Annotated in this window: 18 protein-coding genes and 3 pseudogenes; 10 read left to right on the forward strand and 11 right to left on the reverse strand. The window is 34.4% G+C overall.

The window, feature by feature from the left end:
- Positions 1-8: 8 nt before the first annotated feature.
- The 9 genes and pseudogenes from IGK77_RS15225 to IGK77_RS15265 form a co-directional block, all read right to left on the reverse strand.
- Positions 9-677, reverse strand: a complete 669-nt coding sequence (locus IGK77_RS15225; RefSeq protein WP_438713288.1) for a class A sortase — start codon at positions 675-677, stop codon at positions 9-11.
- A gap of 77 nt (positions 678-754) precedes the next feature.
- Positions 755-1,924: an EpaQ family protein gene (locus tag IGK77_RS15230; protein ID WP_438713289.1), complete on the reverse strand. Its 1,170-nt coding sequence runs from the start codon at positions 1,922-1,924 to the stop codon at positions 755-757.
- Positions 1,925-1,929: 5 nt separating this feature from the next.
- Positions 1,930-2,619, reverse strand: a complete 690-nt coding sequence (locus IGK77_RS15235; RefSeq protein WP_438713291.1) for a sortase domain-containing protein — start codon at positions 2,617-2,619, stop codon at positions 1,930-1,932.
- Between the two features lie 168 nt (positions 2,620-2,787).
- Positions 2,788-3,027: a hypothetical protein gene (locus IGK77_RS15240; RefSeq protein WP_438713292.1), complete on the reverse strand. Its 240-nt coding sequence runs from the start codon at positions 3,025-3,027 to the stop codon at positions 2,788-2,790.
- 97 nt (positions 3,028-3,124) lie between these two features.
- Complete coding sequence (locus tag IGK77_RS15245; RefSeq protein ID WP_438713293.1) at positions 3,125-3,493, reverse strand: hypothetical protein; 369 nt, start codon at positions 3,491-3,493, stop codon at positions 3,125-3,127.
- Positions 3,494-3,527: 34 nt separating this feature from the next.
- A complete protein-coding gene (locus tag IGK77_RS15250; protein WP_438713294.1) occupies positions 3,528-3,773 on the reverse strand; it encodes a hypothetical protein in 246 nt (81 codons plus the stop codon).
- A 27-nt stretch (positions 3,774-3,800) separates the two neighbouring features.
- The gene (locus IGK77_RS15255; protein ID WP_438713295.1) at positions 3,801-4,058 is read right to left on the reverse strand and encodes a 2-hydroxyacyl-CoA dehydratase; all 258 of its coding nucleotides are present in this window, start codon (positions 4,056-4,058) and stop codon (positions 3,801-3,803) included.
- Between the two features lie 681 nt (positions 4,059-4,739).
- Positions 4,740-5,066, reverse strand: a pseudogene (traE, locus tag IGK77_RS15260) (type IV conjugative transfer system protein TraE); the annotation flags it as partial.
- Positions 5,067-5,890: 824 nt separating this feature from the next.
- On the reverse strand, positions 5,891-6,931 hold the full coding sequence (locus IGK77_RS15265; protein WP_438713296.1) for a replication initiator protein A: 1,041 nt from the start codon (positions 6,929-6,931) through the stop codon (positions 5,891-5,893).
- Between the two features lie 1,296 nt (positions 6,932-8,227).
- Here IGK77_RS15265 and IGK77_RS15270 point away from each other — a divergent pair.
- The 3 genes and pseudogenes from IGK77_RS15270 to tnpA all read left to right on the forward strand — a co-directional run.
- Entirely contained in the window at positions 8,228-9,082 is an 855-nt protein-coding gene (locus IGK77_RS15270; RefSeq protein WP_438713297.1) for a ParA family protein, read from the forward strand.
- Positions 9,083-9,634 carry a hypothetical protein gene (locus IGK77_RS15275; protein ID WP_438713298.1) on the forward strand — a complete coding sequence of 184 codons (552 nt, stop codon included), beginning with the start codon at positions 9,083-9,085 and terminating at the stop codon, positions 9,632-9,634.
- 238 nt (positions 9,635-9,872) lie between these two features.
- Positions 9,873-10,140: pseudogene (tnpA, locus tag IGK77_RS15280) on the forward strand (IS200/IS605 family transposase); the annotation flags it as partial.
- Positions 10,141-10,325: 185 nt separating this feature from the next.
- Here the strand turns inward: tnpA and IGK77_RS15285 are convergent.
- Both IGK77_RS15285 and IGK77_RS15290 read right to left on the reverse strand, forming a co-directional pair.
- Positions 10,326-10,517 (reverse strand): annotated as a pseudogene (locus IGK77_RS15285) (LytR/AlgR family response regulator transcription factor); the annotation flags it as partial.
- A gap of 103 nt (positions 10,518-10,620) precedes the next feature.
- The gene (locus tag IGK77_RS15290) at positions 10,621-13,278 is read right to left on the reverse strand and encodes a cation-translocating P-type ATPase (RefSeq protein ID WP_438713299.1); all 2,658 of its coding nucleotides are present in this window, start codon (positions 13,276-13,278) and stop codon (positions 10,621-10,623) included.
- A gap of 632 nt (positions 13,279-13,910) precedes the next feature.
- Between IGK77_RS15290 and IGK77_RS15295 the strand changes: the two genes are divergently transcribed.
- The 7 genes from IGK77_RS15295 to IGK77_RS15325 all read left to right on the forward strand — a co-directional run bounded on the left by IGK77_RS15295 (position 13,911) and on the right by IGK77_RS15325 (position 22,996).
- Positions 13,911-14,228, forward strand: coding sequence for an LPXTG cell wall anchor domain-containing protein (locus IGK77_RS15295; protein ID WP_438713300.1), 318 nt, complete (start codon positions 13,911-13,913; stop codon positions 14,226-14,228).
- A gap of 14 nt (positions 14,229-14,242) precedes the next feature.
- Entirely contained in the window at positions 14,243-15,061 is an 819-nt protein-coding gene (locus tag IGK77_RS15300; RefSeq protein WP_438713301.1) for a WxL domain-containing protein, read from the forward strand.
- A gap of 92 nt (positions 15,062-15,153) precedes the next feature.
- Positions 15,154-16,197 carry a DUF916 and DUF3324 domain-containing protein gene (locus tag IGK77_RS15305; RefSeq protein WP_438713302.1) on the forward strand — a complete coding sequence of 348 codons (1,044 nt, stop codon included), beginning with the start codon at positions 15,154-15,156 and terminating at the stop codon, positions 16,195-16,197.
- A gap of 53 nt (positions 16,198-16,250) precedes the next feature.
- Positions 16,251-19,259: a WxL domain-containing protein gene (locus IGK77_RS15310; protein WP_438713303.1), complete on the forward strand. Its 3,009-nt coding sequence runs from the start codon at positions 16,251-16,253 to the stop codon at positions 19,257-19,259.
- Between the two features lie 852 nt (positions 19,260-20,111).
- A complete protein-coding gene (locus IGK77_RS15315; protein ID WP_438713304.1) occupies positions 20,112-21,635 on the forward strand; it encodes a helix-turn-helix domain-containing protein in 1,524 nt (507 codons plus the stop codon).
- 34 nt (positions 21,636-21,669) lie between these two features.
- Entirely contained in the window at positions 21,670-22,023 is a 354-nt protein-coding gene (locus IGK77_RS15320; RefSeq protein WP_438713305.1) for a DUF7006 family protein, read from the forward strand.
- A gap of 337 nt (positions 22,024-22,360) precedes the next feature.
- Positions 22,361-22,996, forward strand: a complete 636-nt coding sequence (locus IGK77_RS15325; RefSeq protein ID WP_438713306.1) for an NAD(P)H-binding protein — start codon at positions 22,361-22,363, stop codon at positions 22,994-22,996.
- Positions 22,997-23,020: the final 24 nt, after the last annotated feature.

Consider the following 23,020-nt stretch of genomic DNA (forward strand, 5'->3'; position numbering starts at 1 on the left):
AAACCTTGTTATTGTAGCTCTCCCTGTACCACGTATCTTTCTTTGCCTTGTGCCGTATACACACAAGTAAATAACGTTAATAAGGGTTTCTCTCCTTTCTTTGGTAAAGACAAGAAAGAGTTCTCTTCAGGAACGCCATCGATTAATTTAAAGTACTCAGGTACGATAAATTGACGCGTTACCTTGTAACGATAAACCTCATCGTTACTAACTAAGTCCATCACCTCCCCTACTGACAATTGTTGAATATCAGAAAATAAAACACCTGGCATTTCCATATTGTGACCTGCTAGGACATAGTTTCCTTTGCCCATTTCGGCATCTTCATAAAAATAAGTCGCCGCTCCAAGACTCAACGTGTATTGATTGGCGCCTTTAAAAATCGGTAAGGCTAAACCAAGTGCAGGGATCTGAAGTTGGGCAAATACTTGTTTATTGATCCCCATTTCGATTGCTTCTTTTTGTATAGACGACATTTGCCCCAAAGACATATCATTATTGACGTTCGTTACATCATCCTTATAACTCTTTGCATGTATCTTGATTTGATCCGCGTGAATATTTTCGATATTTTGTTTAAACGTCTCTCCTTCCTGTTTTTGGTAACTAACATAGCCCAACACACTGCATAAGATGACTAAAGCAATTCCTAAAATACTAATTAATCTTTTTTTCATCTAGCTAGCTCCTTTCAGACAAAATAAAAAACACTTTCTCAAAACGAAAAAGTGTTTTTTAGTATTCCTATTCTAATTTATTTAACGGGTTGTTTATATTGGTGTGTAGCCATTGCCAGCAATAAGAACACAATCGGTATCCAACTGATTGTAGTTAATGTTTCTTCCATGAATGATTGGCACATGATCGCTAAAAAAGCCCACAAGAATGTTAGCTGTCCGTTTGTCAGTTCACGTTTTCTTACGAGCAACCATAAGAAACTAAGCAAAAGAATCATCGATAGAACAAAACCAATCAATCCATAGTGATTGACGAGTGCGTGATACGTATTATGATTGCCTAGAATCTGATTTCCTCTATGGAAGAAAAATGGTTTCATTCCTACAAATATTTGACCTGTTCTTTCTCCTAATGTTTCATAGAATTTCTGCCAAATTTCTTCTCGCCCTGTAAATAAGCGAATGTTGTCTGACATTGCAGCAAAATAAGAAATCGGTAAAGCTAGAAATGAAACTGCCGCATACATCCAAAAGGACAAGTGCGTATTTCGGAAAATTTTCTTAGGCAAAAGTTCTAAAATAACGAAGATAATAAGTCCGTACAATGCAGCTTTTGATTGGCAAACCCAAATGGTAATCCCCGCAAGAACCAAAGCTGGTAAAGATAGTAATCGCATGTACCATTTTCCAAATGAGCTAGCAAATCCTGTGATCAGAAGAGCTAATGTCATTAAGGAACTACCAATCGTGTTTGTGTTGATCCAAATATCTGATAATTTGTTTGATGGACTCCAAATACTTTGTCCTTCTGGTACTGGGATCTCGGTAAATACTCGGTAAACTGTTACGAGTAGAAAAACATAGAAGACTCCCAGGTACAAACTACGATCAAATACGGTAAATTCTGTCCAATTTACAACCAAAATAATGGCAATAATTGTTGGAACGATTAGATCACCATAGAAAGTATCTCCTCGATAGCTTCTAAAAAATGAAAAGAAAAGATAAAAAAGAATGCCAGCCGCAATATAGAATAGATCGTTTCTTTTTGCTTTATATAAATTTAGAAGAAATAAACAAGCTACGAAAAACGTCACTAACTGTGCAGCATGGTTATAAATAAATAATAGCATCGGCGGATTTAATCCAACCGTCCATATGAGATACAGCAAGGATATGAGCATTAATAGAAAAATGACACTCATTTTGTTAATCGTTTTTTCTACAAGTTCTTGTATGTGACCCACCTTCTTTATTTGTTGATTGTTTCTATATCGACTAACTCACACTGAATTACATCAACCTTTTTCATATCATTTGCTTGAAATCCTAAGAGCGTGAGTAGTGGTTTTTCACCAGCTTTTGGCAAGGATAAAAAAGAATTTGTTTCCTCAGATTGAACTATCTGGGGGTAATCAGAAATTTGTCCTATTTTGGAAACTTCATACTGATATTTATGCGTAGAATCAATCAAATAAATTTTTTCTCCTTCAGATAAAACTCCCAAATCTGATAATAAAACGCTTGATGCATCCACGTTATAACCAGCAAGAATATAATTTCCATTTCCCATTACAGCATCTGGATAATAAGTAGAAGCTACCCCTAAACTGAGCGTGTCGCTATTCGCTCCTCGAAAAACAGGAAGAGTAAATCCTGTGGAAGAAAAAATCAGTTTTCCAGCAATTTGATCTTTAAGATCTTTTTCTAAGGCCTGTTTTTGATTAGTCATAAGTTGCCTCTTAGAGATATCCGTGAAATTAGTTAAATCATCTTGATAGGTCTTAGCATGTTCTTGAATATAGATTGTTTTTGTCATATCATCTACACGTTTACCAATTTTGTCATTTTGATGTCCTTTATAAGCAAAATAACTAAATAAGAGAACAACAATGATTACTCCTAAGTAAGGATTCCATAAAGTTTTACTATTTTTATTCATCTATCTACCTTCTATACTTAAATTAATTCACCTATATTTACCTAAGATAAACCACGTTAAATTTTACTATTCTTTTTATTCAATAACAATGACTTATCACAAAAGATTATTTTCGCATCATAATTGATTGCTTTTATATCATAATTAATCATTCTTACGACATAATCGTTATGAAATCTCTAATAATAATTGACAACTAGCATTGTTTTTTACATAAGTACGTCTCAATTGTTCAAAATTTTTCATCGACCCTAACAAGCAGGCTTTCTCTTTTCCGCTTATCTGCGTATCATGGATATATTGCATGACAGATAATTGTTTGAGGTGTTTTTGTTTCATCGTTTCTAATAATGTCGCTTCTACTTCTTTTGACACTTCTTTTCTACTTTCAAATTCTTTGCTATTCAAGGAACTTCCTACCTTTCTTTTTCGTCAAAATAAAAAAGCCTATGCTCACATACGCTCTACACTTCACTCTTGAATTCTTTTTTCTATCATTAACAGACTACTTATTTTTTTCGATAATAAAATCTTTAATCTCTTTCGTCTTGTTTCGGTGTCTTAAACGATCTAAATGTTTGTATGCTTTGTAAAAAGCGTCATTGATCTCTTTTTGCGTAAAACCTTCTGTTTTCACCTCAAACATGACGCTATCTGGGTAAGTAGGTGTGTTATTAATCGGGTAGCCCAGGCCTTCTCCAGCACAAATGGATTTATTTTTTCCATCAATCCAAAATGGTCCGAATTGACTCCGCTCATCTACATTTTTAAAAAATAACTTCTTGCGATTGTCATCTACAAAATAGCCTCGACCATTCAGCCACTTGGTTAGCTCTTCATAAGTACCAACAAAAAATATCAGTTTGTTAAACATAATGAATGAATTCCTTTCTATGACATTTCTTCCGCTAATCTCCTACTTGGGTGGATTGCTGGCTGCCTTTTCTAACTGCTCGTGCTGGCTTTAAATCTTTGATCCCATTATGGGTTCTCCAATAATCGAACTCTTTTCGTAATTGTTCTTTTTCTATATTTGTTCCTTTGGATAGGGCTTTGAATACATCTTTAGGTGAATAGCCACGAGCTAACAGCTGTACGTACCTTCCTTTGGTCAAATTGTCCATATCCATCGCCTTTAAAACTGGTCGCGCCATCTAATGTTCCTCCTCACATCGAATTCCTTATTCTTTTTCCTCTGAAACAAAAATATCTAGTGTCCCTTCTTGTTTTTCCAAGACGATCACAGCGTCTCTTACTTCATAGTTGATTGCTCGATTCTCATCTGCTCCTTCCACACTAATAATAATGGCATTCCCATCATCAAAAGGTTGAACAATTTCAAAATCATCTTTATCAATTTGAAATCCTTGTTTTTTCGCTTGTTCTATCGCTTTTATAGCGGTTTCTTCCATCGCTTTACTTGTTTTCAATTTTGTCATTTGATTTCTCACCCCTTTGAACAAGTAGTTCCTTCTCTGACATGAATCAAAAAAATAAAGATATTTTATCGTTTTTCGTTTACTTAAAAAATAATATATATAATAAATCGACTCGTTTATGGCGTCCGAAACGAGAAACCCTAGTAGAAAACGGTAAATGCTCGATTGATCGAAAGATCAACGTCCTCGCAAGTATCTACATGTACTGCAGCACACGACACAACTTCTTGTGCGTCCTCCCCATTGCGAGAAGACCTACTCCTTATTCCATGAGTTTGCGTCAAAGCCTAGATCCCTTAGTAGCTGCTCATGTTTAATCTAGGCGCTATTCAAACTTGTCTAACTTCTACATTCCCTCTTGTTTACTTTGTGCATCTAATTTACACAAATTCATTTCACCACTATCCAAACAAAGGCATTTACTCGACTGACCAATTTTTTACGTTACCAATCGTAAAAACCTACCCCGTCACTTCCCGAAGGAAATTGTTGATAGATCAAGTCTACTCGTTGTTTTTCTAGAGATTCTAAGTTCTTTTAGAAGTCTCGACAATATTTTCAAGCAAGCGAAAAACGATAAAATATTTCAAACTTAACTGATTAACTGATTCCTTTTTTATTCTTTTGACCAGTTATCAGAAGACCTTGTTCATCATAAACATGTTTCATTCCGGTGAAGTTTATAAAGCGCCCCATCCCTTTTGCGGTACACCGTAAAACCCCATTTTTTCTTCGACCAATCAATACACCATTTTGATCATAGACATGTTTGATTTTTGGATATAACTCTTTCAACGACACAGGATCTTTTAACAGCACTTGTTTTCGTTTCCCGATGTAATAGATTAGTTCTTCTGATGCTTTATCTTTCTGTATCACATATCTTTTACATTGCACAACCGTCTTATTACAACCTGTCGACAATTTTTTAGTGATTTTCTCTGTAACGGTACACCGTTTACCGAAATGACAAATATCTTCCTGACTCAAAATCCCCGTGTATGACATAAAAAATAATCCTCCTACATTCTTAAACTATTATTAACCATTTTTTTGTGTTATTTTTCAAAAATAAAGAATTGATTTTCGTTCTTGACAAACGAAAAAGAGGGAGCGCATGCAAACATGCGTTCCCTCTAAATTCAGCGTTTATCCTACGGCAAAGAGCCACACGAGCGTTTTCTAACACTATGGTTTTCCATAGATTCATCGTTATACCAAAATTTTTTAACTTTCATAAAATCAAAAAAAGTGGTATCACTTTTGAATATCTGTTATACTAAGTCCGTTGCGGGTAGTACCGTAACACTGAAAGGTAAACGCATTAAGGGGCAAATCTTAATGCCGTGTATGAACGCTGACGAAGGTTACCAGCCTTCCGAGTTCATACCGCCTTTCTTTTTTTTGTATTTTCAATCATTCTAATCTATCGTCCAAATGTGCAGAACGAAAATCAATTCATCACAAGCATAGCAGACAATTAAATTTAAAACAACTAAAGCCATACAAAAAAAATGTAAATGAATATTAGCAATGCTGTTTGAAAAGAAGTAATATCAAGCTTTTCAGCTTAGTGAAAATGACTGAATTACCTCTATTTCGTGGATTATTATAACTCAAAAAAAAACAATTGCAAACACTAGTTCCCTATGTTTTTAAACGAAAATGGTCAAATAATCTAACGATTTTGAATTTAAAACCTGCGTTTGTGATTTTTATCATAAATTTTTAATCTTGAAATTCTGAAAGAATAACTATTACTTTGTAATATTTGTAATCAAATTAGAATTATAAAAAAAATCTAATTTTATACAGAAGAGCTTTTTTATAAACTACTCTAACCAATTTTCTGTACTAACTGTTGGTAATCCTTCAAGATCCTTTTTCTTTTCACCTACAAGCTTAGCAGCAATAGCTTTCTCAACAAACCAGTTTTTAACGTAAATAAATATTAAGTTTTGTAGATTATCAACTTTTTCTGTCTTCTGTTTTTGATAGGCTTTTAGTAAAGTCATATATAATCCTTTATCTGCGTCAACTCCATAATATTCGATTTCTTCGTAAACAATAATTGTATTTTCTGATTCCTGAGCCTTGTGTTTTGCATTGTGTATTGTTCTGACGGTTTGTTGTGCTTCACTGTAACTTTTTGAAAAAGTTTTAATTAAATTTAAAACTTTTTCTGGTATAAAAGTGTCAAAACTCGAATCAGTCATAATGTCAATAAAGTTATCTAGCAATAATTGATCTTGGAGCTGGTCTTTGTCAGTGTCTATATTGTGTCTATTAGTGTCTAAGTTATTATTATTAAGTTCTTGTATGATTTTCATACCCTCTGATTTATCAACGTTTTGAGAGGGTATGATTTTCATACCCTCTTGATTATCAATGGAGGGAGCTTTTTTATTTTCTTCTTTGGAGGGTATGATTTTCATACTCTCTGATTTATTAACGTTTTCTAGATTTTCTCTATCAAATTTTTCAAGCAGATAAATATCATTTTCTGTAACTTTTAACTCAGCAAGATAAAGCCTGTTTGGATTGTGTTTGCCTTGCTGTTTATTGAAACCCATTTTTTTTTGGAGTAATAAACCGAAGGATTCTAGTTCTTTTTTTATCGCTATTGCTTTTTGTTTTTGACAGTTTAGAACGTTGCATAATTCAGCTGTAGTGTATGTGAAAAAGATGTTGCCCTCTTCATCTACTTGCCTTTTACTAATTGCAATTTCTAGTCTTGCTTTTAAAAGCATATATGCGATTTTAGTTGAATCTTTCATTTTTTTATATTCGTCAGAAACGATAAAAACTTTAGGAAACTGGTAAAAAAGTTCATTGTATACTCTATCTGCTTTAAAATAATTAAAATCAGTCATGAATGCTCCTCTGCCTTCACTTTATATTTGCGTAAAAAATATCCACTCTTTTTGAAAATATCAAACATAAATAAAAAAAGCAAACGACATATAAGTTAATTTAAATTAAGTACTACCACCAAACAAATAAAAATTCCATTCTTTACTACCTTAATTCAAATTAAGTACTACCTCTTATTTTTTTGAAATTGTAATAGATACTACCATTAATATGAAAGCAGAAATACCTTTTTATTATTTTTTATAAATTAAGTACTACCCATTAATTAGTAGTACTTAATTTATATACTACCGCATGTTTATTTTTTAACTACCTCTTATAGATTTATATACTACCTAAGTAGAGTAGTTCGTATATTAAAACTTATATATATATATAAGTTAATGTAAAAATATTGATTAATGTACTACCAAAAAAATAATTAAGTACTACTAGGAAAACTCTTAAGTACTACTTTAATTTTGTAACTCAATAGATTAAATACTACCCAAAGTTTACATTTACATTATAAATAATAGTAGTTATAAACTACCGAATAATTAAATACTACCTAGAACTACATTAAATAGTTACTACCGTAATAATGATTAAATACTACTTTTCATGATTCTTTTAGATTATTAATTACTACCATATTTTAATAATCTACTACTAATGGATATATGGATTCTTTATAGCATTTTTTTGCTGTATCAATAAATTGTTGATATTAAATGATTTAACTACTACTTTTTTCAGGTAGTAAGTTATTTTTTTTTAGTTATCATAAATGGTAGTAAAGCATCTGAATAGTATATTAGATTGATAAATAAAATTTGTTAATAGATATTGAAATTACAACTTAATATTTTTATTACTAACATAACGGAAAAAAATACATACTACCGGTAAAAAGTAGTATGTATTAAAAATAAATAAGGTAGTTAATAATTTTTAAGAGATAAGATTTTATATAGCATACAAACACTGATTTTATTTAGTTAAGTGTTTTTTTTAGAACGTCTAAAAAGTAGGTATTGAAATAATAATAATTTCTCGCCACCGTTTTAAGGTAGTACATATAGAAGTAAAAAAGAGTAGTTAATAATTATTTTTAATATATAATGGTAGTATAGAATATATATATTAAGTATGTCTGCAATCACTTCTGTAATAGCATAAGCGAATTAAAATCTATTTAATATTACCTAGTAAAGGTAGTATGTGGTAAAATTAAAATAGAGTAGTAAGTAATTATCATATAATGTAATGGTAGTAAATAAATATAAATTTAATGAGAAATGAGGGAATAAGTAGTGGCGAAGAAATATGTAATTGGAAATTTTAAAGGTGGGGTAGGTAAAAGTACTTGTGCACAGATGTTAGGATTTGAATCAGCTGTTCATGAAGGAAAGAAAACATTGATTATCGATTTAGATATGCAAGGCAATACATCGGACGTTATGAACTTGACTCATATGAATTTTACGGAAGAAGAGGGTGGGGGAGATGGCCAGCCCATTTCGTACGAGAATACAGTAACAGATGTGTTGATTAATGATCTTTCACCTAATGAAGCAGTTTATAAAGTCATAAATAACTTATATATTCTTCCAGCAGACATGTCGTTTGAAATGTACGATGACTGGATTAAGGAACAATTCAATGATTCTTTATCTCAATTTAAATATATGAAAGAAAAGTTGGAGCCATTATTTGATGAATTTGAGGTGATTTACTTAGATGTACCACCTTCTATTTCTGTGTATAGTAAATCAGCAATGTATATTGCTGACTGGGCAATTGTAGTTCTACAAACACAAGTTAAATCTATGAGAAACGCAATGCAGTATCTAGAATACATGGATTTCTTTGTGAAAGAATTTGAAACCAATTTATATGTTGCAGGAGTTATTCCGTTTATGTTAGAAAGCGGGGATGCGGTTGACCAAGAGATGTACAAACAGGCTCAAGTAATTTATGGTGAGCATTTAATTAAAAATGTAGTATTAAAAAACGCTCGCCTGAAAAGGTATGATGGTTCTGGAATTACTATGGAAAAGACAAAAAAAGGTCTCTTAAAGCAATGGGATAGAAAAAGTCATGAACTCTTTATCAGTATTTTAAAAGAATTAGAACAACATGAAGATTGGTATTTGGAGGTGGAGTAATTGGCAGATATCAAAGGACTCGATATTTTTGGTAATAATAAGGGTCTCGATAAAATAAAAAAAGAGGCAGAAGCTAAAAAGAAGCAGCAAGTAGTTGTTCCTAAAGATAAACAAAAGTCAATTCCACAAATAGTAAAAGAAGATATGACGAGTATAAGACAGGAGAAATCTGAGCGTTTAGGAACAAAAAAAGTTGGGGCTCCGATCCGAAAATTTGATAAAGTTTTTTCTACAAAACATCCATTAAAATTGTCTACATTATTAAATGCTACTTCTAGGGTTTTGGTAGAAAAGTATGAAACGAACATGACAAGAGATGAGCTGTTAAGAAAAGCATTGGATGAATATATTAAACAAAATCTCACGCAAGAAGATAAACAGGATTTATTTAATGACGTGATAAAAGAATTAGATCTATTTAGAGAGAAATATCCGATAATTCCTGAATTAGACGGGCACGGAGAAATTGTAAGATCCTCAAGTCAAATAAAGAGAGACACTGAAGAAGCAATACGTACTGGTTGGGGAATGATTTCAAAAAATAGATATTAAAAATAATGTGCTACCTAATTATGGTAGTACATTATTTTTGTGCCGCTACTAAGACATCTTATTAGTTAATTTTTTAACTTAGGCAGAAGTCGCAACCCTTCTATAGGTGTGTGATGATGAATGCCGTTTGGTATGAGGGTTATCGTTGGTAACTTGAGAGCCGATAGTTAAGGCTGATTGCCTTTTTATTTTATTCTTTGTTATAATCAACCTATATAATAAATGAGCTGATATAACAATGGAATTAGATACTAATAATCATTCAGTGTTTCTTCTCTATTATCATCTGGTATTGGTAACTAAATATCGCAGACAAGTGATTGATGATGAAATATCTGAATTTACTAAAATTACTTTTGAACGAATTGTAGAATCTTATCACATTGCATTAGTTGAGTGGAATCATGATAAAGATCACATTCACATCATTGTTCAAAGAACAATCAAAAACGGAACTCTCAAAATTTATCTATGCGTATAAAGGTGCTAGCTCTCGGTTGATAAAATAGGATTATCCAAAAGTAAAACAATTTGTTATCGTAAAGTTTACAGTCTAATACTTCAGAGTCATATTTAACGGATAAAAATTTGATTTCATCATTGAATTCATTCTCAAATAGCTAAATCATAATACGTTCGATAGAATCTTTTAAATGTAAAACATTTTCTTTCATAATATAATCAGTTAGTTCAATTCTATTTCTAAAAAATAAACACCATAAGGGGACGTACGAGCTTGAACAATTTTGAGCAAGTCTAGGGAATTAGGCGTAGCAAACTGAATGTAGCAGTCTAAATTTTCTATCATAATACGATTCTTGATTACAGAACTTATGACTTCCAGTTGTTTCGGATCAACTTCATAAATATATACTGGAATCATTAAAAAGTTTCTTTTAAACATAATCAGGCATTCATCATCCAACTATAGAGGATGATGAATGCCTGATTTAAGTTAAAATAACTGATTTTATAAAATAGAGATCTTATTTTAATTGGAATATCTTTTTTAATCCCTTAACAACAAATGTCACAACGATTGCAGTTGTCAGAATGATTAACCATGTTGACACATGGATAGGAGTAGTACCTAGTAAATCATTCATGAAAGGTACGTACACGGCAACCAATTGTAGACCAACAGATGTAAGTATTGCAAAAATTAATATTTTATTTTTTAAAAATGATTTATCCAACCCAAAACCACTATTTTTACGAACATTGAATATATGCATTAGTTGAGCCACGGCCATAAAAGTAAATGTTGCTGTTTGTGCATACTCAAGAGTGTGATTAGTGTGTAACAGAATATTAAAAAATACAAATGCAACTATTCCAATAACTATCCCACTTAATATAATACGCCCTAGAAATTTTTTATTTACTAAACTATCAAATTTACTTCTTGGTTGCCGTTTCATTATATCATCTTCAGCTGGTTCAAAAGCTAAAGCCATTGCTGGACCGATATCAATTACTAGATTTAAAAATAAAACATGAAGGGGAAGAATTGGCATAGGTAATAAAAAAATAACACTTAAAAAGATTGTTATAATTTCTACCATGTTACAAGAGAAAAGGAATGAAACATATTTTTTTATATTATCAAAAATAATACGTCCTTCTTTGATAGCATCGATAATTGTACCGAATCGATCATCTGTTAAAATCATATCCGAAGCTTCCTTAGCAACTTCAGTTCCACGAATACCCATTGCAATTCCAATATCAGCTCCATTTAAAGCTGGTGCATCATTAACTCCGTCACCAGTCATAGAAACAATATTTCCTGCTTCTTTTAAAGCCTTTACTAATTGTAGTTTGTTTTCTGGCGATACACGAGCAAAAACAGCAGTATTTTCAATGTGGTCTTTGAGTTTTCCGTCTTTGTAAAATTGGTCGATCTCTATGCCTGTCATAGTATTAGCGTAACCATTTAATCCTATTTCACGCGCAATCATCGATGCTGTTTGAGGATGATCTCCCGTAATCATTTTGACTTTAATGCCCGCTTCTTGTGCTATTTTGATGGACTCTTTGACATCTTTTCGTGGTGGATCAACAATTCCAAAAAAGCCTTGTATTCTTAGTCCATTAAAAGAGTGTATCAACTCATCTTCAGTTAATCCACCTTTATAGTCTTTAATCTGTGCAACAGCCATTACTCTCTGCCCACTTGACGCCAATTCGTGATTGATGTTAAAGAATTTTTCTTTCAATTGTTCCTCAGGTTGAACCAGCTCTATTAAGACATCAGGTGCTCCTTTCATTATAAGAGTTCTTTTTGCATCTCTTTCATACACACTAATCATAAATTTGTTGTCTGAATTGAAAGGTAATTCTCCAATTTTCAAAGTACCTTTTTCAATTAACGCTTGTCGATTAATCCCTTCTTTTGCACCCAAAACCACAAATGCGCCATCAGTTGGATCACCTAGAATTTCATAATGTCCATTGTCTTCTTTTAAAGTCGATGTGGTACATAATGCACCATTTAGAATAATTTCAGCTAAATCAGGATGATCATTCACACTAATAATTTTGCCATTTTTCTTAAAACTGCCAATGGGTTCATAACCATTACCAGTAACTGTATACTTTTCACCACTGCTTAAAGTAATTGCAGTAACAGTCATTTGGTTTTCAGTTAATGTCCCAGTTTTATCACTAGCGATAATACTAGTAGCACCTAATGTCTCTACAGCAGAAAGGCTTTTAACTAATGCTTTGTGCTCAGCCATAATTTTCATTCCGCGTGACAAAGTGATCGTTGACACTGCAGGCATAGCTTCAGGAATAGCTGCTACAGCTAAAATGATTGCAATATGAGCCATTTCAATAAATTGCTGATCTGTTAGTATTCCGGCAATTAAAACAGCAAAAGCCGCAACTAATGCTGCAATAATAATTGCCTTACCTAATTTATCTAGCTCAACATCTAGTGGTGTTTTAATGTTTTTATCACCGGTCAACATGTTACTAATTTTGCCAACTTCTGTCTGCATACCTGTTTCTGTAACAATAGCATATCCATTCCCACGGGTAACTGCCGTTCCGGCAAAAACGACATTACATCGATCACCAAGTGGAATCTCTTCCATATATATTTTTTCTGCATTTTTTTCAGTCGATTCTGCTTCTCCTGTAAGTGCAGATTCTATACAAGCAAGATTTTTACTTTCAATCAAACGGGCGTCTGCAACTACTGCATCGCCCTCTTCTAAAAATAAAATATCTCCAGGAACAATCGTAGAAGATTCTACTTCCGTAAGGTACCCATTACGAATAACCTTAGCGGTAGTAAAAATCATTTTTTGCAAAGAATCAATTGACTTTTGAGCGCGTAATTCAGTAATAAAACCGGTGGCTACGGCTATTAATACAGCTATTAATACAGCTATTCCTTCTGTAATTTCCCCCATTGTAAAAGAGAGTACTGCCGCAGCAAATAATAAATAAACAATTAAATTATTCAAATTATGCCACAATAACGTCCAGGCCGATGGTGATTTTTGTTGCTGAATTGAATTTTCTCCATATTTATCTAACTTCTCTTTTACTTTTTCGTCTGTAAGTCCATGTTTTTGATCTGTTTTAAAAAATTTTGATGTTTCATTTATTGTTCGTTGATAAAATTTTTCCATATATTTCCTCCTAGTATTCCTATGTAGCTATATTCATAGCATTAGAAATCATACAATCATTTTCCTTTATTCTGTCTGAAATGGTTGTTACAGTGTAATCTTTAAATAAGTAGTGCTGCCAAGAAACTTCAATTTTTTCAATAACTACTTTTTCGAATAAAATCCTTCCTGAAATTTCTGTTATGCTCAAAGCTCATTTATTAACTAACCTAAGAATACTCTAACATAAAATCATGATGATTCTTAGAGGATAGAAAAATTTATCTGATATTTTGTCTTGCATTTAATTTCAGCAAATACAGATAAGAAACATTAATGTATTATACTATGGCCCTGATTTCAGATAATTTTTAGATAGGTTTCGATATTTTCACTTCGGGGTGAAAATAATGATTTTTATTAAATGTACTATTCAGGTAAAGTAATAGATAAATAAGACATAACAATCTACGTTCCAATTATTCGTGTCTCTTTATGAAAATTGTTTTTTAGAATGAACAGAACTGCATGTATGATTTTGGAACATAGTCTAATCCAACAATTATTTCAAGATATTTGAACTTGCTAAAATATCTTTTTTTGTTTTATCTAAAACGATAATTTTTGAGTCGATTTTAGAGAGGAAGAGGAAAATGAAACATAGAAAAATGAACGTAATAAGCTGTTTGTTAGTAATCCTAGCATTAAGCGGACCTCCTAATGTTATAGCCACGTCGGTTCAGTCAGTTGAGACCGAAGGATCAATTCATTTTACGGGACGCTATGAACCAACCGGTACACCGGATCCACCACCGACAGAAATAGCTAAGCCCATTATTGAGGGAGACCTTCCCCAGACCAATGCAACGATGCAATCTTACTGGATTTGGCTAGGTTGTTTACTCACAGGTTTAGTTGTATTCTTTGGAATCAAAAGAAATATGAAGTACAAAAAAAATAGAGAAAATTAAAGAGGGAATCACACATGAAATTTATTCGATTAGTAAGTGTTGCTGCATTATCTACGACCATTTTAGCTGGAGGCGTTCAAGCGTTTGCTGATGGAGATCCGGTAGAAACAAGCGAAGTCCGCAAAACGACAATCGATGGGCAAATCACCTTCACCCCAGGGGATGACGATACGGAAGTGGATGAACTACCCGGAGAACCAGAGGTAGACATTCCACCTATTACAGGTCCGGATGGACAAAATAAAGGACCGTTAACGATCGCGACAGTTCCAACGATGAACTTCGGCTCACAAATTATCTCAACTACCGATAAAAATTACAACATGATCGCTGAAAGACAACAAAAGGCAGGAACAACGGGCGAAGAAAACAAGATCCCTTATGTGAGTTTGGCACAAGTCCAAGACACACGTGGTACAAATGAAGGATGGAAATTAATGGTTAGCTTGTCTGAATTTGAAGGTCCAGCTGATACACAAAATAAAGTGTTAAAAGGGGCAAAGATCACATTGCACGATCCAAATCTTGTTTATAGCATCAATGATCCTGAACAAGAACCTGAGGTACATGCTACTGGCCTGGAAATTTTACCCGGAGAAAAGGCTGTGCCAGTGATGACAGCGGCTGCTAAAAAAGGGGCCGGATCATCTTCTGTTGTTTGGGGGGACAATGCTGCTCTTGCACAACAAGTCACAGCCGGAGCGGACGTAGTGGAAAATGACGCAATCAAACTATTTGTTCCAGGTTCAACCGCCAAAGATGCGGTAACGTATACCTCTACATTGACATGGGAATTAAAACTAACACCTGAGAATGAGCCTGATGAGGATTAAGAAATAACATTCCTATTTCCATGTTCCATTAGTTACTGGCAGCGTTACAGATTTCTGTGACGCTGCTTTTTTTTAAGAAAGGATTACGTTAGATGAACTATACACAAAAGAAGTACAAATACTTATGGTTGCTCGCCATTTTCTGTTTTTTCTTACCGGTTTCGGTTCAGGCAGAAGAAACGGCACTTAATATTTATGCCACACCACTTTTTCCAGACAGCCAAGTAGATGAGGACAAAGGCTATTACGATTTGAATCTAGCCCCGAATCAAAAAGAAACCTTGCGCTTGGAGATTGGGAACACGAGTGCAGAACCCATAAGGGTTCAGGTCACCCCACATACGGCATATACCAACGTGTTAGGAAACGTCGAATACGGCAAAGATGCCGAAGAAGCGGATCCAACCTTAACCCACTCCTTAGATGAGCTGATAACGCCTTCCGGTGTCATTGAATTAGCTGGAAATGAAAAGAAGACGGTTGAGATTCCCTTACAGATGCCAGACAAAGCCTTTGACGGCTTTTTGGCCGGAGGCTTACGCATTGCCGAACTAAAAGAGGAAACAGAAGAAGCCGATGAAACCACAGGGGAAGGCGTGGCCATTAAGAATGAATTCGCCTATGTGGTTGGTGTAGTCGTCAGTAATAGCAGAGACTCGGTGCAACCTGAGTTGGAACTATTAGATGTGTTTGCGGATCAATTGAACTACCGCAATGTGATCAGCGCCACGTTACAAAACTTTACGCCTACTTTTGTCAATCAATTGGCGGTGAAAGCTACCGTGAAACGAGCAGGGGAGAACGAGGTCCTCTATAAGGCAGAGAAAGAAATGATGCAGATGGCCCCAAATTCTAATTTCAACTTCCCAATTTCTTTAGAAGGCGACCGTTTTCGAAGTGGGAACTATGTCCTAGAATTAACAGCGACATCAGGAGAGAATGAATGGTCATGGACGCGTGAATTTACGATTGAAGCCGATGAAGCCCGCAAGTTAAATCGAGAAGACGTAATGATTGATTCAAGTATCAATTGGTGGATGATCGGTGCGATTATTTTACTCGTTTTAATGCTTGGCTTGGTGCTTTACCTGATGAGACAGAAGAAAAGAGCACGTGAAATTACAAAAGAATTATAAGTATACAAATTTTCCTCGGACAGCCTCGGATAGAATAGAAAGGAAATGTCGCAATGAAAAATAGACTCTACCATCTTTTGAATGTTGTTAGTATAGGATTACTATTTATTCAAGTACTCATTTTTCCAGTTGCTTCCGTCAGTTTATCTTCAGTAAATGCAATAGATGTTCTAGAAGATCAAACAGAATTAGATGGCTTTAGTGAAGAAGTTCTCCCTAATATTCCTGAGTTGAAGGAAATTGAAGATTTACCTCTTTCTTTTTCGACTGTCGATTCAACTATTATAGGCAAAGCTGGAGAAAATATCATTCTCTCATTTCATGCAAATAAAAAAATAAATGAAGCAACCGTAAAATTGCCTGAAGAAGCTAAGATTGTTGAAGAAGATATACCAGTAGGCGTTACGATCGAAGAATCCAAGGAAGCAAATTACTGGGTGATTCATTCTGAAAAAATGCAAGAAACATTCACTTTTCCGGTGGTATTCGAAGAAGAAGGAAGTTATGAAGCAGCCATCGATGAAGCAAAAATACAAATTTATATACAGCCGATGGAAACAATATCACCGTATGAACAAGGAGAAACTAATGTAGATAAAGATGAATCAACTGAAGCCGAAGAAAGTACAGGAAATAAACATATAGCTACAGATGATGAAGTTGAAATTGACAAAGCTATTTCCTATAGTTCTCCTGAAGAAGGAGTAGCTGAGGTAACTAACTGGACAGACTTTGGACAGGCTTTCGGTACGCCTTCTATCACGAGAATAGAAGTTTTAGAGGACTTTGAAGTTCCAACTAACTCTACTGTTCCTGGATTTATTAGTGGTGTGGGGTCTAATCCATCAGGAGCAGCACAATTTGTCTATTTAACACCTGCAAATAGTTCGAGAAAATTAGTAGTGAATGGTAATGGTCATCACATAGATTTTGGCTCGGTAGCACTTGTACCGATGCCCGCTACTCATAATGCACAATCACCTTGGGATATTACTTTTAATAATGCAACTATTTACTCGGGAAACTGGTGGGGATTTTTATCAGTCCAACAAGGGCTATCATCGGCTCAACAAGAAGTTTCCAGAATTGCTTTAAAAGATGTATCTTGTGTGGGGAACCAAATGCTTTCCCCATACTATACTCATGTAGATTTGTATGGTTCGATTGAAAACCATGTAGTAGCAAGCTATAATTCACCTTTTAGAACGAACTTTGCTGTGAATACTCCAAATTCTATAAACATTGAATCCCGCAGTTTAACAATTAAAGAAGATGCTGTTGTCAATTTTTCTACTTTGAACTCTGGCAATGTCGTAATTGGCGTAGGTAACCAGTCAGGTAGTCTTACACTTGAAAAAAATGCTACCTTCAACCTAGAATCAAACGGTACATTAGCCAGTGCGAATGCGAATGCGCAGACTGGATCCAGCATTGATATTGCAAATGGAAATTTGATAATGGATGAAGGATCAGCAATCAATATTAATACGACTCGGAATTTTGCAGCACTAACTTTGCGTAGTACTACCTCTACTTTAGAGGTTAATGATGGGGCAAAATTCAATATTGAATCTACGAATCACAGTTTCACAGGTAATGGAGTTAATCGCAATTTAGTTTCTATGAATGCGGGAAGTTCGCTTTTAGTGGGATCAGATGCTGAACTTAATATAAATGCTAAAGGTCGAGGAAGTGCATCTTCTAGCATCATTTATGTCGCAGGTGCGGCTAACTTCAAAATTGCTAAAGATGGATCCATGGACATAAAAAGTGACAGTAATTCAATCAATCAAAATTTACTATTTTTTGCTTCGGCAAATTCAATATTTGAATTTTCTGATGCTAAAAAGGTTAATTTAGAACGGACAAACCAGATTTCAGGTTCTGCAACTAATGGACTGATTAATATCACAGGAAGTACAGGGCAATTGGATATTGATGTCCAGTCCGTCAAACAATGGAATAGAGATAATTTTACAGAAGAGCCAGATTATTTTTGGAATCCTATCTTTAATTTAATCCTTCGTTACAATACGATAAATCCAACAATCACGAATGTTTCTTCTATCTTTCAAGAGACGATGACTAGCTTCAATGAAGCTTTCACTACACGTAACGTTCAGAGAATCCTCTTTGAAAAAATACCAGATGTAGAGGTAACTATTGACCCTCTAACGGAAGACGCATTGGAAGTAAATTCTTATACTATTACCGGCAAGGCTTCTCCGCACAGTGTAATACGGTTCTCTGGTGATCCAGCAATACCAGATGGTGAAATTCAATCACCAAATTTTTCAGAAACCGATAAATATCATGTGACTGCTGATGAAAATGGAGACTATTTATATGAGTTACCTAAAGATTCACTATTCACTGAAGGAAACGAAGTTACGGCTTATGCTTTTCTAAATGGAAAATCTGCTACCGCAAGTACGGTTGTTGAAAAATCGAGAAGACCACCTAATCCTAAGGATCCGATGAATCCCGAAATTGAAGTCGATCCAGAGAATAAACCTGAGCTGGAAGAAGAACAAGGTTTATTAAGCATTGATTTTGCTTCTCAATTCACATTTGGCGAACAAGCGATTTCTACTCAGATGAAGCGGTATTATGCACAACCGCAACGCTTGTTAAATCCTGATGGAACCGTCAATGAGGCTGAAGAGCGACCAAACTATATCCAGATCAGTGATCGACGGCCAGAAGAGGAACGTCACGGCTGGCAATTGTCAGTTACACAAAACAGTCAGTTCATGGATTCTCAAGACAATCAACTTAGAGGCGCACGCTTGTTGCTGATCAACCAACAACTTGTGTCTGTTCATGGAAGCGGTGAACCGGTACTTCAGAATCAAGACGGTGTCACCTTGATTCCAGAAGCAAAGACGCCCCTTTTGAACGCACGCGACGGTCAAGGAGTCGGGACTTGGATTTATCGGTTTGGGAATAGTGAAAATACTGATAAAAGTATAGCACTTGAAGTGCCACCAATAGCTGCCCCAAAAGCGACAACTTACCAAACGACTTTAACTTGGGAATTAAGTTCAGTACCTGATAATTAAATGATAAAAAGAAGAAAGGGATTAGCTGTATTAGTAAAGAAAAGTAAACACGTTATTGCACAAATGCAAATCCATCAGATCCAGTTCGCCTGAGGAACGATTATAAGAGAAATCAGAGATTTAAATTATTATTTTGACGAAATGAGTCAATTGATTTAGTCTTTTAAAACATTTGAGAAATATTAAATGTTGTGGGAATTTAGGGTTTTCAGAAGCTAACTTGCATTCGATGTCGCCTAAATTTATTGTTATACTGCCTGTGCATTCAGGTATTGATTCCAAAAATTTCCTTGAAATGAACAATGAAAAAGAAAAAGTAGGAAAAGGCTCTTTGATCTCAGTTAAAACTATTTTTCAATTAACGGTTGGAGCTGTGAGCCGCCCAAAGGACTGTTTACCAGTAAAAAATAGTCAATACACAATAACAAGATCAGCTTATTCACTCTATTATAAAAAAATGGGCTAATTATTCAGGTCAGAAAAAGATAATTTAGAAATTCTCATGAATAAATTTTCAGCTGAATAAAAGGAGTATAGTCAAACTATTTATTTCTCCTACCATTTAATCGGACTACATGCGTTGAAGCTAAGGTCCAATAAAAAGTAGACTTCTATTTTGGAGACGGTTCCTAACTTAATCATACTGAACTTGTATAATATTGGATCATCCAAGAGGTAGGAAAAACTTTTTAGCCAAGTATCTTTTTACCAATGCAGGGAAAAATCCGCCTAATGTTAGCAAGTTTTCTTCAATTTAAACACGATACTGGATAATGGAACCGAAGACAAAGTCGACGAAACATATGAAAGAAATCCGAGAAAGGTGAGGAAATGATCTTGCGAGAAATACAGATGGCCTTTATTACAAATTCAGAAATCAAACGCTGGATGCAAATACTTACCGTAATCGAGCGAGAGAAGCATTTTACGATCGTAGAATTGGGGGAACGACTTGGTGTTTCACAGCGTACAATGATAAAAGATATTCAATCAATAAAGAAATATTTCGGTAAAAGTATTTCATTGTTCTCTAATTATAGTGGATATCATTTTGAAGAATTAATACGCATTGACTATTTAGAGAAGAAAGATCAGCTCTTGGAGAAAGAAATTCTATTTGAAATTGTGGGAAATATTTTTTATGGTGAGATAATGACACTCTCTGAGTTAGCCCACCAGTATAATTATGCAGAAAGTACTTTGCGGCGTTTTTTAGTAAAGACCCAACCGGTACTAGATAGCTACGGGCTAACATTGTGTTTCAAACCAATAAGTTTTCAAGGAGATGAAGCGAACATTCGAAAATTTTTTTTTGATTTTTATTATTACGGCGACCAAACCCCATTCACTATTTACCCGCCCGAAGAACTGCACCAAACCATATTAAGGGAACTTTCAGGAAAGCTAGGTAAATATGAATTAGGGACTGGTATAACGATTTCAGCTTTTTATTACTACCTTTATATCACGATGATTCGAGTACAACAAAATCAATATGTCTCATTACCTAGCTGGCTCAAAAAAAGGGATTATCAGGAAAATGATTTTCAGCTATTATATTCTTTACAAGCTGTTATCAAAAAAGAATACAATATCTGGCTACCAATAGAGGAGTTTTCTTGGCTACATTTACGTATTATCACGAAACGAACGGTCGAACGAATGGATCCAGAGAATCTTTTTACGCAACGATTTAATCGTTGGCCAGCGGCTATTGAGCTTGTGGTGATGGACTATTTTGCAGATCCATTCTTTGATAAATGGGATACTGTTGTTTTGAAGCAGTATATGACATCATTTTTTGTTTCAAGAATGATCAATGAAGCTATCGCTCCAGTGTTAAATAAAGAGCTAGCAGAAGTGATTACGACTCTTAAGGAAAATAGTCCACAACTTTATTTTAATCATGTGTACTTTTTCCAACAGCATGCGTCACTTCTTGACTTTTCTCCTGAATACTTTGAAGACATTGTGGTTAGTTTCACATTGTACATGGGTCTGGTATTCCAGCACTATCAACCAGAGAAACGCGTGCTGTTTTTATTAGAGGGGAATTATTTAGTTGTCCAAGCAATCCGTCAGCAAGCACGACAACAATTAGAGGAACGTCATCAATTACTATTCATGCCACTTCAAGGATTGACACAAGATCGGATAGATAGTGAGCAAGTGGATTTGATTGTTACAAACTATCGACCATATGTATGGGAATACCAGTTACAAACAGACTATATACTTTTGAACAATATTCCCGACACGAATGACTGGGATCTGGTTAAAAATAGGTTGAATCCATTGGCGGATCGGCTTGCTTTATGTCGTGAGATTCGTAGTCAAGAAATCATTCAAAAAAAGCCTTCTCCTACTAGAAATTGAAAGAAGGCGATTACCTAAGAAAGAGGAAGAAGAAATGTCTATATATACAACAAGAGCAGCATACATTAATGGCTTTCAAAAAGTAATTGAACAAACTAATAGAGAAAGTAAAAAGCTAGATGACTATCTAGCAAATCAGATTCAACGACTAGATGAGTTACTAGATCAGATATCAAAAGAAAACTTTTGGCAACTAGAGCCAGAAATTATGGGGATTGATGCACGGCTATCCTTACTCACAGAGCTACTTAAATTCAATTTTGAAGATTTTTCGGATGAAGAGATCATTCGGATAACAGAAAAAGATTATCGTACTTATTTGAAGGAACTCTGTGGTTATAGCTTAAGTGAAGAAGCAAATCATTCGTTGGTATTTAATGTTATCTGACAATCCCGCGACTAAAGTATTAGTTTTTTAGGCAATACGCCCTAACGGGCACTAATTTACTAAGCTATATCCGAAAGGCCTATTGTTTTAATGTTTGTGCTACTTATGTAGCACAATTGCTACAGATGCAATATCGTGTGTTCTTTCCATCACTGTGACCACAAAAAGAACCATATGTTATAATAAATCATGTGTACATCTATTAATTAATAAAAAAACAGAAGCCAATCCCTTTATAATGACGTATATATATAAAATATAAAACTTATATAATCTTAATTTACAATATGTGAAACGATATGTTGGATAGGTAAGTAAAAACATGGAGGAAGATTTTATGAAAATATTTATAGTTGGTTCTACAGGACGTGTTGCAAGCAAGTTGATCGATCAGCTTGTTATAGAAGGACACCAAATTATAGCGGGGTCTCGTCATCCAGAGAACATAAGAAAACACCCACAAATCTCTGCTGTCTATTTAGATCTTCATGAGGATTTGTCTTCAATTAGTGAAACTATAGGTAAAGTTGATACTATATACTTTACTGCCGGTTCACGTGGAAAAGATCTGTTACAGACAGATGTGTTTGGTGCGATAAAAACCATGCAAGCAGCAGAAATTAATGGTATTTCTCGTTTTATCATGCTTAGTTCAATATTTTCGTTAGAACCGGAACAGTGGAAACAAAAAGGCCTAAAGGAGATTCCGGATTACAATGTCGCAAAGTTTTTAGCAGATACCTACTTAGTGCATAATACTAAATTAGACTATACAATTTTACAACCGACAAATTTAGTAGATAAAAAAGGAAGTCAAGAGATTACCATAGATCATGGTAAAATTGCCGAAAATTCGATTGAAAATGTGGCTATCACGCTTGCTGGAGTTCTAAAATTTGAAAATACAATTCATAAGATTATTAAAATGCGTGATGGGGAGACTCCCATTAATGAAGCCTTACGAAATGTCTGAAAATTAAACTGAGCGAAAGCTTGT

Origin of the sequence: Enterococcus sp. DIV0806c, from assembly GCF_051710905.1 — a bacterium.
Lineage (GTDB): Bacteria > Bacillota > Bacilli > Lactobacillales > Enterococcaceae > Enterococcus_B > Enterococcus_B mundtii.